The sequence below is a fragment of the Streptomyces sp. NBC_01520 genome, assembly GCF_045040375.1.
In the GTDB taxonomy this organism is placed as follows: domain Bacteria; phylum Actinomycetota; class Actinomycetes; order Streptomycetales; family Streptomycetaceae; genus Streptomyces.
Window position 1 is genome coordinate 2,670,923 of record NZ_CP109404.1, and the last position, 11,336, is coordinate 2,682,258.

Here is an 11,336-nt window from a genome sequence, read left to right on the forward strand (position 1 = left end):
GGTGGCGTTCATGTGGGCTGGAGGGCTCGGCGTACGGGAGGCGTACGAGAGGGTGCGGCGTGGTGCCGGTCCGGGTGGGCCCGGATCAGGCGCCGGTGCCGCCGCCGCCCGGGATGCCCGACGCGACCGTGATGATCTCGTCGATGAGGCCGTAGTCCTTGGCCTCCTCCGCCGTGTACCAGCGGTCGCGGTCGCCGTCGCGGATGATCGTCTCCACGGTCTGGCCGGAGTGGTGGGCGGTGATCTCGGCCATCCGCGTCTTCGTGCGGAGCAGGTACTGCGCCTGGATCTTGATGTCCGAGGCGGTACCGCCGATGCCGGCCGAACCCTGGTGCATGAGGATGTCGGTGTTCGGGAGCGCGAAGCGCTTGCCCGCCGTGCCACCGGTGAGCAGGAACTGGCCCATCGAGGCCGCCATGCCCATGCCGATGGTGACCACGTCGTTCGGGATGTACTGCATGGTGTCGTAGACCGCCATGCCTGCCGTCACCGAGCCGCCGGGGCTGTTGATGTAGAGGTAGATGTCCTTGTCCGGGTCGGCGGCAAGGAGCAGAAGCTGTGCGGTGATCTTGTTGGCGATGTCATCGTCGACCTGCTGACCGAGGAAGATGATGCGCTCGCCGAGCAGTCGGCTGTAGACCTGGTCACCGAGGCCTCCACCGAGGGACGGCTCTCCGGCGGCGTAGGGCATCAGATTCGTCACGTATCCACCTGCTCGTCTCTGACGGCTCCGGCCGTCTCAGCGTCTTCGTACCGGGTGGGCCGGGACTCCCCGACCCTTCCTCTTCATGGACCCTAACGCGCAGGTGGGACAACGCCATCCCGCTTCCCCAACTGTTCGCTGGGAGCGCAAGGTCAGCAGTCCGCACAAGGGTTCCGGGGCATGGGCCGATACGACGACGGGCTCCGGACGCGATACGTCCGGAGCCCGTCGTGCGAATCGGATCAGCCGATCAGAACGAGGCTCAGGCCTCGGTCTTCTCGTCGTCCTTCTTCTCGTCGGTGGCGGCCTCGGCGGCGGCCTCCGTGGCGCCCTCGACCGCCTCGACGGCGGCCTCGTCCTCGTCGTCCTCGAGCTCGACGACCTCACCGTTGGTGTCGACGACCTTGGCGGCCTCGACGACCACGGCGAGCGCCTTGCCGCGGGCGACCTCGCCGACGAGCATCGGCACCTGGCCGCCTTCGACGACGGCCTGGGCGAACTGGTCGGGGCTCATGCCGGAGGAAGCTGCGCGCCGCATGAGGTGCTCGGTGAGCTCCTCCTGGTTGACGTTGAGCTTCTCCTTGTTGACGAGCTCGTCAAGGATGAACTGGGTCTTGATGCCCTTGACGGCCTGCTCGGAGGTCTCGGCCTCGAACTCCTCGAGCGTCTTGCCCTGGATCTCCAGGTACTTCTCGAGGTCGAGACCCATCTGGCCGAGCTGGTGGTGCTCGAGGTTGTGCTTGCGGGTCTGGACCTCGTCCGCGAGGAGCTTCTCGGGGATCGGGACCTCGGCCAGCTTCAGGAGCTCGTCGAGGACACGCTCCTGGGCCTGCGTGGCCTGGTCGTACTGCTTGGTGTTCTCGAGGCGCTTGCGGCTGTCCTCGCGGAGCTCGGCGAGCGTGTCGAACTCGCTCGCCATCTGCGCGAAGTCGTCGTCCAGCTCGGGCAGTTCACGGGAAGCGACGGCGGTGACCTTGACGGTGACCTCCGCTTCCTTGCCCTCGGCGGAGCCGCCCTTCAGCTCGGAGGCGAAGGTGGCCTCGCCACCGGCCTCCAGGCCGGTCACGGCCTCGTCGATGCCCTCGAGGAGCTCGCCGGAACCGATGGTGTACGAGACACCCGCGGCCACGCCGTCCTCCAGGACCTCTCCGTCGACCTTGGCTTCCAGGTCGATCGTCACGACGTCGCCTTCGACGGCGGCGCGCTCGACCGGGTTGGTGGAGGCGAAGCGCTCGCGCAGCTGCTCCACGGCCTTGTCGACGTCCTCTTCGGTGACCTCGAGTGCGTCCACGGTGACCTCGATGCCGGAGTAGTCCGGAATCTCGATCTCGGGACGGACATCCACCTCGGCGGTGAAGGCCAGCAGTTCGCCGTCCTTGAGTTCGGTGATGTCAACCTCGGGCTGGCCCAGAACGTTGAGCTCACCCTCGTTGACAGCCTCGGTGTAGAACTTCGGAAGGGCGTCGTTGACGGCCTCCTCCAGCACAGCACCACGGCCGAACCGCTGGTCGATGACGCGGTTGGGGATCTTGCCCTTACGGAAGCCCTTCACCGTGACCTGCTGGTTGATCTTCTTGTACGCCGCGTCGAGGCTGTCCTTGAGCTCCTCGAAGGGCACCTCGATGCTGAGCCGAACCCGAGTCGGGTTCAGGGTCTCCACGGCGCTCTTCACGGTTCGGTCTCCTTGGTGGCTGACTTCTTTGGGTTCTGCTGGGCCGCCGAGAGGCGGCTTCGCGGATCGAGCCCGGTACATCAGACACACGGGCACGCAATTTGCATAGTAACGGCAAGCGGGATGACTCCCACAACGCGATCTTGCCTGTGGATCCTGCTGGTGGTCGGGGTGGCCGGATTCGAACCGACGACCTTCCGCTCCCAAAGCGGACGCGCTACCAAGCTGCGCCACACCCCGTCGGTGCGACACGTAGGGTACATGCCGACAAGCGGTGCGTCGGACGCTTTACGGGACGGGCCTCGAAGGAGGTCACGGGAGGCGGTCACTGGAGGCGGTTGTCGGGGGCACGCCGATTCGGGTGTGCGCGCACCGTCCACGACCCGCTACGATGCTGTCCGTGCCGCGGTCCACCGGACCTGTGGCGCGTCGCTTGCGGGCGTAGCTCAATGGTAGAGCCCTAGTCTTCCAAACTAGCTACGCGGGTTCGATTCCCGTCGCCCGCTCCATGCAGGGGCCCGGTTCGACAGTCACTCGTCGGACCGGGCTCTTCGCGTTCACCGGCGACCGCGCGCACGGCCGCCGGACACCCCGGACCTGACGCGCTGGGCCCTGACGCGCGCCGGGGCGGACCAGGGGCCGCCCCCACGGTCAGAAGCTGATCTGGTTGATCGTGTCGGCTATCGAGTTCATGAACCTGTTGATCGACGGCGCCATGCCCGTCGATGCCAGGAAGAAACCGAAGAGCACGGCCACGGCCGCCGGCCCGCCCTTGAGGGACCCGCCGCGGATGAGCACCACCAGGATGATCCCCAGCATCAGCACCACAGACAGTGAAATGGCCACACTGATCACACCCTTGGTCGGTCCGCCTTGCCGGCCCGGCGGTGTGCGGCCGAGCACACCCCCGTTGTGACCATCGTGCCACCAACTCCCCTGTGGGTGCTGCCGGGTGATGAATCGAACTGACCGGATCGCGCCATACTCGCGCCCCCCGCACGCCGGGGCGCCCCCGGGTGCGGGGGGCGCCCCGCAAGGGCGCGACGCCCCTTCCCACAATTCTGTGAACCTGCTGTGTACGAAGCAGTTCGAATATCGGCCACCGTGATCGTTTCCATATCCCCACACTTCATTCACAGCGCTTTACCAGGAGTTCGTGCGACGTAATTCACTCTCTCCAACTGACCACCCATATGCCCTGTTTAAGGTGGATGAATCACCATGAAACGGTCGTTTGCCGACGGTTTCATTTTCGAATCTGCGGGAACACGCGATATCTCCTGAGAGTTTTACGCATACCGATCGACGGGTCTAAGGTGCCGTAGATGTTCAAAGCTCCGAGCGAAATTCAGAGGGCCCCGATCCCCGCGGAGACCCGGGAGTCGGAGCCCAGACACGAGGAAGCCCGGACGGCGGCCGGGGCCTCCTCCCTCCCTGTCGCCACCCGCTCCGCGGCTCCCGGCCGCTCCGAAGCGCCCACCCGCGCCGCCTCCCCCGACGGCTCGGGGGCAGCCGCTCCCCGGATGCGGCGTGACGCCTACTTCGACAATGTGAAGTACCTCGCGATCGTGCTGGTCGCGGTGGCGCACGCCTGGGAACCGGTGATGGACGGCAGCCGCACCACGCGGGCGCTGTACATGGTCGTGTACACGTTCCACATGCCGGCCTTCATCCTCATCTCCGGCTACTTCTCACGGTCGTTCGACATGAGCCGGGCCAAGGTGAAGCGCCTGGTGACCGGGGTCGCCGTGCCCTATGTGCTGTTCGAGACCGCGTATTCGCTGTTCAAGCGGTACGCCGGCGGCGTGGACGGCACACCGGTCACCCTGCTCGACCCGCTGTTCCTCACCTGGTTCCTGATCGCCCTGTTCATCTGGCGGGTCACCACACCGCTGTGGCAGTCGCTGCGCCATCCGCTGGCGGTCGCCCTGGGCATCTCGGTGCTCGCCTCGGTGACTCCGGGCATCGGTGACGACCTGGACCTTCAGCGTGTCCTGCAGTTCCTGCCGTTCTTCGTGCTCGGCCTCCTGCTGAAGCCCGAGCACTTCCGGATGGTGCGGCGGCGCGAGGTGCGGCTGCTGTCCCTGCCGCTGCTCGCGGGAGCCCTGCTGTTCGCCTACTGGGCCGCCCCGCGCATGCAGTTGGGCTGGCTCTACCGCAGCAGCAGCGCGCAGGAGCTGAACGCCCCGTGGTGGTCCGGCGCCGTGATGTCCCTGGCGATGTTCGGGTGCGCACTGGTTCTCACGATCGCCTTCCTGGCCTGGGTGCCGCGCCGCCGCCTGTGGTTCACCGTGCTGGGCGCGGGGACCATCTGCGGCTATCTGCTGCACGGCTTCCTGATCAAGGGCGCCGGGTACTTCGGTCTGTTCGACCGCTACGAGTGGCTCTCGGGACCCGCCGGACTCGTGGTCGTGTCCCTCGTCGCGGCCGCCGCGGTGACCGCGCTCTGCACCCCGCCGGTCCGGCGCGCGCTGCGCTTCGCCACCGAGCCGGACATGAACTGGGCGTTCCGCAGGGACGCCGCCGGGCGCTGACGCTGTCCGGATCGTTACGGTGCCGCCCGGCGCGCGGGCGCACCGGATCAGCCCGATCCGGGGTTGGCTTGATCCCGCCGCTCGGAGGCCACTCCCCCTCCGGGGAGCCCCAACAACCCACGTACCTGCGCATATTTCTCGGTCAGCCGGGTACGGGTTGCCGGTTCCAGGACCGCGAGACGGTCCGGGTCCGCATTGTGTGCAAGGTCCGACTCCTTGATCAGCAGCGCGCCGGGCGTGGCGAGAATCCGCCCGGTGTACGCGACCAGGTCCTCGCCGTCCCGCTTGGTGACGGCGAGGACCATTTCCTTCACCTCCCGCGGCAACGGGGCCTCGTCCAGCCACTGCCGGGAGAGCGCGTCGTCCTCGACCGCGTCATGGAGCCACGCGGCGGCGATCTGGGCCTCGCTGCCGCCACGGTCGCGCACGCCCCCGGCGACCGCGGCCAGGTGCTCGGCGTACGGACGACCCGCCTTGTCCGTCTGGGTGCGATGGGCCTCGCGGGCGATCATCTCGACCTGGGCCAGGGTCAGATACGGGGTCGGCATGCGCCGACTGTACGCCGTGGAGGGCGATTCTTCGAAGGGTCCATAGTTGCAGTGTCAATCATTCGGTAAACTAATTACTGACGATTCCTTGACGCGCTCTTGACCGAACGAAGGATCAGGCTCATCGGACACGCAGACACGCTCATCGCCATGGGCGGCGCCTTCCTGGCGGCCGCCGTCCTCGCCCGCGTCGGCGGCCGCATCGGGCTGCCGACCATCCCCCTCTTCATCCTGGCCGGGATCCTGCTCGGCCCGCACACCCCCGGGGTCGTCCTCGTCGAGGACCCCCACGAGCTGGAGATGCTCTCCGCGCTCGGTCTGGTGCTGCTGCTCTTCTACCTGGGGCTGGAGTTCAGCCTCGACGACCTCAAGGCCGGCGGCCGGAAGATGGCGCTCGCGGGCACCGTCTACCTGATCCTCAATGTCGGCGCCGGTCTGGGCTTCGGCCTCGTCCTGGGCTGGGGCCTCTCCGAAGCACTGGTGCTGGCCGGTGTGCTCGGCATCTCGTCCTCCGCGATCGTCACCAAGATCCTGGTCGACCTGAAACGCCTCGAAAGCCCCGAGACCAAGACGATTCTCGGCATCATCGTCGTGGACGACGTCTTCCTGGCCCTCTACCTGGCCGCTCTGCAGCCGATCCTGTCCAAGTCGGACGGTCTGGGCGCGGCCCTGATGGACGGCGCCAAAGCGTTCGGCTTCCTGCTGCTGCTCGCCCTCGTCGCCCGCTTCGGCACCAAAGTCATCAGCCGGCTGATCAGCACCCGGGACGACGAGCTCCTCGTCATCTCCTTCCTCGGCACCGCGGTCTTCGTCGCCGGCGTCTCCGACCTGTTCGGGGTCGCGGACGCGATCGGCGCCTTCATGGTCGGCCTGATGCTCGGCAGCACGACCTCGGGGGATCGCATCCGCGCGCTGGTCCACCCGCTCCGGGACGCCTTCGGCGCGATCTTCTTCTTCGCGTTCGGACTGTCCATCAACCCTGGGGACCTGCCGAGCGTGATGTGGCCGGTGCTGGCCGCCGTGGTGCTCACCATCGCGATGAACATGCTCTCCGGCATCTTCTCCGCACGGGTGTACGGCTTCAACTCCTTGTACGCGGCGAACATCTCCACGACCCTGACGGCCCGGGGCGAGTTCGCGCTGATCCTCGCCACCATGGCGGCGGGCGCGGGGCTGGACGAACGGCTCTCTCCGTTCATCGCCGGATACGTGCTCGTCCTCGCGGTCCTCGCACCGCTGGCCGCCGGACGGTCGCACTGGCTCGCCCGGATCCTGCCCGGAGCGCGGGCGAAGGAGCAGGAGAAAGTGCCGGTCCCGGCGTGACGACTCCCGGCTCGGGTACGGGGCGGCCGTCCCCGTACCCGACACCGGGGATCTTCACGTTCGAGTGACACAGGGGCTACAGCTTGACGCGTGTACCATTTTGGGCGGCTTCCATACGGTTCAGGTGCGACGGGACAGCAGCAGCAGCGCGCGGTCGTCGTTGACGTCCTTCGCGCAGGCCTCGATGAGGTGCCAGGCCGCGCCCTCGAACCCCGTGGCGACATAGCGGTCGGCCTCGCCGGTGAGCCGGTCGATGCCTTCGGCCATGTCCCGGTCGGACGCCTCCACCAGGCCGTCCGTGAAGAGCATCAGCACGTCGCCGGGCGCCAACGAGCCCTTCACCGCGTCGAACTGGGCCCCGTCGTACACACCGAGCAGCGGCCCCTCGGCGGCCTTCTCCTCCCACTGGCCGCTCCCGGCGTGGAGTTGCAGGGCGGGCGGGTGCCCGGCCGAGAGGAGCTCGTAGTCGCCCGACTCCAGGTCCAGGACCAGGTGGATGGAGGTGGCGAAGCCTTCGTCCCAGTCCTGGCGCAGCAGATAGCCGTTGGCCGCGGGGAGGAAGCCGTGCGGCGGCAGTGAGCCCAGGAGGCCGCCGAAGGCGCCGGAGAGGAGCAGGGCGCGGGAGCCCGCGTCCATGCCCTTGCCGGAGACGTCGGTGAGTACGGCTTCCAGGGTGCGGCCGCCGTTGGTGCGGGCCGCGACGACGAAGTCGCCGGAGAAGGACTGGCCGCCCGCCGGGCGGAGCGCCATCTCGCGGTGCCAGCCCTGGGGCAGGAGGGGCAGGGCGCTCTGGACCCGGATCCGCTCACGCAGGTCGAAGAGCATCGTGCCGCCGCGGCGCCACGGCACCCCGACCCGTGCGCGGAACTGGGCGAGGATCAGCCCGAAGAAGCCGCAGGCGGCGACGACCAGGACGGTGCCCGGGGTGACCCGGGCGGGCCCTTCCGCGTAGGGGCCCAGCGCGATGGACTCCACGATCAGGGCGGCGGCAGCGGTCGCGTAGAGACTGAGCAGGCTGGCCGGCCTCAGCAGCAGGCCGCCCGCGACGATCGGCAGGGCCAGGGCCGTGGGTGAGCACCAGACCGGGTTGAGCAGGGTGGTGCAGGTGATCGCCGGAATGAGGAGCAGCAGACCGGCGAAGGCTATCCAGTCGGACCCGTCACCGCGGAAGTAGTCGACCCCGGACCTGCGCAGCGCGATACGCGCCCGGTGCACCGATCTTCGCCACCGGGCCGGGTACGCGTCTACTCCTGTGCGACGGGCCATTGTCGGGACCCTATCCACCCGGAGGACTCCGGTGCAGGGGGACCCCTGTGACAATGTGTTCGAAATTGGGTCGCCCTTATGATTTACCCCGGGTAGCCATGGCATATGACGACGGAACGGCTCCCGCGCCCGGTCGCCGGACGGGGCAGCTCCAGGACGAGTTCGAGGTCTGTCCCGTGACGTGATCCGGGTGCCGGAACCGCCGATCCGTCCAGGTGGACCCGCCGCCCGGTCAGGCCCGCTGGCAGGCGGGGCACCAGAAGAGGTTGCGGGCCGCGAGGTCGGCCGTGCGGATCCCGGTGCCGCAGACGTGGCAGGCCTGACGGGCCCGGCGGTAGACATAGACCTCGCCGCCGTGGTCGTCGACGCGCGGGGGCCGGCCCATCGCCTCGGGCAGGTGCTCGGGGCGGACCGTGTCGATCCGGTTGTTCCGTACCCCCTCGCGCATCAGGGCGCGGAGGTCGGCCCAGATCGCGTCCCACTCCCTCCGCGTCAGGTCCTTGCCGAGGCGGTACGGGTCGATGCCGTGCCGGAAGAGGACCTCCGCGCGGTAGACGTTGCCGACGCCCGAGACGACCTTCTGGTCCATCAGCAGGGCGGCCACCGTGACGCGGCTGCGGGAGATCCGCTGCCAGGACCGCTCACCGTCGTCGGCGCGCAGCGGATCCGGGCCGAGCCGGTCGTGTATCGCGCGCTTCTCCGGGCCGGTGATCAGCGCGCAGGTGGTGGGCCCGCGCAGATCGGCGTGGTGAGCGTCGTTGACCAGGCGGAGCCGGACCGTGTCGGTGGGCGGCGGTGCCGGCGCCGTACCGAAGCCGAGCTTGCCGAACAGGCCCAGGTGGATGTGGACCCAGGCCGATCCCTCGAAGCCCAGGAAGAGGTGCTTGCCGTGGGCGTCGACACCGGTGAGGGTGCGGCCGTCCAGCAGTGCCGCGCTGTCGGAGAACTTCCCCTGCGGGCTGCTCACCCGCACCGGGCCGCCCTCGAACCGCTCGCGGTGGTCCTCGGCGAGACGGTGGATCGTATGCCCCTCGGGCACGGCGGATCTCCTCGGTGAACCGACCGTGCCGCCGGGCGGGACCCGGCGGCACGGGAAAGCGGGTGGTGCGGGCTGTTCAGCCCTGCTGCGGGTGGTGGGCCGGGATCGGAGGGAGTTCGCCGGTGCTCTCGTACGCCGACAGCATCTCGATGCGGCGGGTGTGCCGCTCCTCGCCCGAGTACGGAGTGTCCAGGAAGATCTCGACGAACCTGGTGCACTCCTCCAGCGTGTGCATCCGGCCGCCGATGGCGACCACGTTGGCGTCGTTGTGCTCGCGGCCGAGCGCGGCCGTCTGCTCGCTCCAGGCGAGTGCGGCACGGACGCCCTTGACCTTGTTCGCGGCGATCTGCTCGCCGTTCCCTGAACCGCCGATGACGATGCCGAGGCTGTCCTTGTCCGCGGCCGTCCGCTCGGCGGCACGGAGGCAGAACGGCGGGTAGTCGTCCTGGGCGTCATAGATGTGGGGACCACAGTCGACTGCCTCGTGGCCGTGGGCCGTGAGCCATGTGACGAGGTGGTTCTTCAGTTCGAAGCCAGCATGATCGGAGCCGAGGTACACGCGCATGGTGCGAAGTGTGGCACGAACGGACCGGGGTAACCGTCAGCGGGGTCGGGACCCACCGGGCGGTCCGGCTGGTCCGGTCCGGGTGCCTGTGTGCAACGCCACGTGGGCAACGATCGGGTCAAGGAAACGGAGGAAGGGGTTCCGTTCTTGCCGTCGGCCGGGCTTGAATGCGTGGCCTTGCCTCCGCACCACCCCCGCGGAGGCAGGACCGACACACATGATCAGAAAACGTAAGGATTCGATCCATGACGTCGCAGACGACGCTGGCCGAGCCGGGCCGACAGCCCGGTGAGCCGGACAAGCCGCACTCCCCGGACGGGCTTCAGGCCGGTCTGAAGAACCGTCACCTTTCGATGATCGCCATCGGCGGGGTGATCGGCGCGGGCCTCTTCGTCGGCTCCGGCGCCGGTATCGCCGCCGCGGGTCCGGCCATTCTCCTGTCGTACGCGCTGGTCGGCCTCATGGTCGTCTTCGTCATGCGGATGCTCGGCGAGATGGCCGTCGCCCGGCCGAGTTCCGGTTCCTTCTCCGCCTACGCGGACCAGGCCCTGGGCCGCTGGGCCGGCTTCTCCATCGGCTGGCTGTACTGGTTCTTCTGGGTCGTGGTGCTCGCCGTCGAGGCCACGGCGGGTGCCAAGATCCTGGAGGGCTGGATCCCGGGCGTACCGCAGTGGGCCTGGGCGCTGATCGTCATGGTGGTGCTGACGGCGGCCAACCTGGTCTCGGTGGGCTCGTACGGTGAGTTCGAGTTCTGGTTCGCCGGGATCAAGGTGGTGGCCATCGGCGCCTTCGTCGTCGTCGGTCTGCTCGCCGTCTTCGGCCTGCTGCCGGGCTCGGACAACCCGGGATCGGGCCTCGCCCACCTCACGGACACCGGGGGGTTCTTCCCCGAAGGGCCGGGGGCCGTCCTCACGGGTGTGCTGATGGTCGTCTTCTCCTTCATGGGCAGCGAGATCGTGACCCTGGCGGCCGGTGAGTCGGAGGACCCGCAGCGCGCCGTGTCCAAGGCGACCAACAGCGTGATCTGGCGTATCGCCATCTTCTACCTGGGCTCGATCTTCATCGTCCTGACGCTGCTGCCGTGGAACGACCCGTCGATCGTCAAGGACGGCTCGTACGTGGCGGCGCTGAACGCCATCGGCATCCCGCACGCCGGCCAGGTCATGGACGTCATCGTCCTGACGGCCGTGCTGTCCTGCCTCAACTCCGGCCTCTACACGGCCTCCCGCATGGCCTTCTCGCTCGGCCGGCGCGGCGACGCCCCGAAGGCCTTCGCCCGGGTGAACAAGCAGGGCGTGCCGCAGGCGGCGATCCTCTCGTCCGTCGTGTTCGGTTTCGTGGCGGTCTTCTTCAACTACCAGTGGCCGGACACGGTGTTCCAGTTCCTGCTGAACTCCTCCGGTGCGGTGGCCCTGTTCGTGTGGCTGGTCATCTGTTTCACCCAGCTGCGGATGCGCGGCATCATCCTGCGCGAGTCGCCCGAGAAGCTGGTCGTACGGATGTGGCTCTTCCCGTACCTGACCTGGGCGACGATCGCGATGATCTCGTTCGTGCTCGTCTACATGCTGACCGACGACACCGGACGCGAGCAGGTGCTGCTCTCGCTGCTGGTCGCGGTACTGGTGGTGGCCGTTTCGCTGGTGCGCGAGTCACGCGGCCGGAAGGCGTCGGCCCCGGTCGAGTGAC

General features: G+C 68.4%; 10 protein-coding genes and 2 tRNA genes. 4 read left to right on the top strand and 8 right to left on the bottom strand.

Going from position 1 to position 11,336, the window contains the following annotated elements:
• Positions 1-85 precede the first annotated feature (85 nt).
• The 3 genes from OG524_RS12075 to OG524_RS12085 form a co-directional block, all read right to left on the bottom strand.
• On the bottom strand, positions 86-691 hold the full coding sequence (locus OG524_RS12075; protein ID WP_164494208.1) for an ATP-dependent Clp protease proteolytic subunit: 606 nt from the start codon (positions 689-691) through the stop codon (positions 86-88).
• A 274-nt stretch (positions 692-965) separates the two neighbouring features.
• Positions 966-2,375 carry a trigger factor gene (gene tig, locus OG524_RS12080; RefSeq protein ID WP_405390844.1) on the bottom strand — a complete coding sequence of 470 codons (1,410 nt, stop codon included), beginning with the start codon at positions 2,373-2,375 and terminating at the stop codon, positions 966-968.
• A gap of 163 nt (positions 2,376-2,538) precedes the next feature.
• Positions 2,539-2,615, bottom strand: a tRNA-Pro gene (locus tag OG524_RS12085).
• Positions 2,616-2,810: 195 nt separating this feature from the next.
• On the opposite strand from OG524_RS12085, the gene OG524_RS12090 reads away from it, so the two are divergent.
• Positions 2,811-2,884, top strand: a tRNA-Gly gene (locus OG524_RS12090).
• 142 nt (positions 2,885-3,026) lie between these two features.
• On the opposite strand, the gene OG524_RS12095 is transcribed toward OG524_RS12090, so the two are convergent.
• On the bottom strand, positions 3,027-3,221 hold the full coding sequence (locus OG524_RS12095) for a hypothetical protein (RefSeq protein WP_405393228.1): 195 nt from the start codon (positions 3,219-3,221) through the stop codon (positions 3,027-3,029).
• Between the two features lie 479 nt (positions 3,222-3,700).
• Between OG524_RS12095 and OG524_RS12100 the strand changes: the two genes are divergently transcribed.
• Entirely contained in the window at positions 3,701-4,909 is a 1,209-nt protein-coding gene (locus OG524_RS12100) for an acyltransferase family protein (RefSeq protein WP_405390843.1), read from the top strand.
• Positions 4,910-4,956: 47 nt separating this feature from the next.
• On the opposite strand, the gene OG524_RS12105 is transcribed toward OG524_RS12100, so the two are convergent.
• Positions 4,957-5,457: an HD domain-containing protein gene (locus tag OG524_RS12105; protein ID WP_405810172.1), complete on the bottom strand. Its 501-nt coding sequence runs from the start codon at positions 5,455-5,457 to the stop codon at positions 4,957-4,959.
• 150 nt (positions 5,458-5,607) lie between these two features.
• Between OG524_RS12105 and OG524_RS12110 the strand changes: the two genes are divergently transcribed.
• Entirely contained in the window at positions 5,608-6,780 is a 1,173-nt protein-coding gene (locus OG524_RS12110; RefSeq protein WP_405393226.1) for a cation:proton antiporter, read from the top strand.
• 120 nt (positions 6,781-6,900) lie between these two features.
• On the opposite strand, the gene OG524_RS12115 is transcribed toward OG524_RS12110, so the two are convergent.
• From OG524_RS12115 to OG524_RS12125, 3 genes are all read right to left on the bottom strand, one after another.
• Positions 6,901-8,046, bottom strand: a complete 1,146-nt coding sequence (locus OG524_RS12115) for a PP2C family protein-serine/threonine phosphatase (protein ID WP_405390841.1) — start codon at positions 8,044-8,046, stop codon at positions 6,901-6,903.
• Positions 8,047-8,278: 232 nt separating this feature from the next.
• Positions 8,279-9,085: an Fpg/Nei family DNA glycosylase gene (locus tag OG524_RS12120; protein ID WP_405390840.1), complete on the bottom strand. Its 807-nt coding sequence runs from the start codon at positions 9,083-9,085 to the stop codon at positions 8,279-8,281.
• A 76-nt stretch (positions 9,086-9,161) separates the two neighbouring features.
• On the bottom strand, positions 9,162-9,650 hold the full coding sequence (locus tag OG524_RS12125; RefSeq protein ID WP_405390839.1) for a ribose-5-phosphate isomerase: 489 nt from the start codon (positions 9,648-9,650) through the stop codon (positions 9,162-9,164).
• A 245-nt stretch (positions 9,651-9,895) separates the two neighbouring features.
• Between OG524_RS12125 and OG524_RS12130 the strand changes: the two genes are divergently transcribed.
• Positions 9,896-11,335 carry an amino acid permease gene (locus OG524_RS12130; RefSeq protein ID WP_405390838.1) on the top strand — a complete coding sequence of 480 codons (1,440 nt, stop codon included), beginning with the start codon at positions 9,896-9,898 and terminating at the stop codon, positions 11,333-11,335.
• Position 11,336: the final 1 nt, after the last annotated feature.

Bases quoted from the DNA above. Each gene is read 5' to 3' on its own strand.
- OG524_RS12075 (WP_164494208.1), bottom strand. From the start codon at position 691: ATGCCCTACGCCGCCGGAGAGCCGTCCCTCGGTGGAGGCCTCGGTGAC.
- OG524_RS12100 (WP_405390843.1), top strand. From the start codon at position 3,701: ATGTTCAAAGCTCCGAGCGAAATTCAGAGGGCCCCGATCCCCGCGGAG.
- OG524_RS12105 (WP_405810172.1), bottom strand. From the start codon at position 5,457: ATGCCGACCCCGTATCTGACCCTGGCCCAGGTCGAGATGATCGCCCGC.
- OG524_RS12110 (WP_405393226.1), top strand. From the start codon at position 5,608: ATGGGCGGCGCCTTCCTGGCGGCCGCCGTCCTCGCCCGCGTCGGCGGC.
- OG524_RS12115 (WP_405390841.1), bottom strand. From the start codon at position 8,046: ATGGCCCGTCGCACAGGAGTAGACGCGTACCCGGCCCGGTGGCGAAGA.
- OG524_RS12125 (WP_405390839.1), bottom strand. From the start codon at position 9,650: ATGCGCGTGTACCTCGGCTCCGATCATGCTGGCTTCGAACTGAAGAAC.
- OG524_RS12130 (WP_405390838.1), top strand. From the start codon at position 9,896: ATGACGTCGCAGACGACGCTGGCCGAGCCGGGCCGACAGCCCGGTGAG.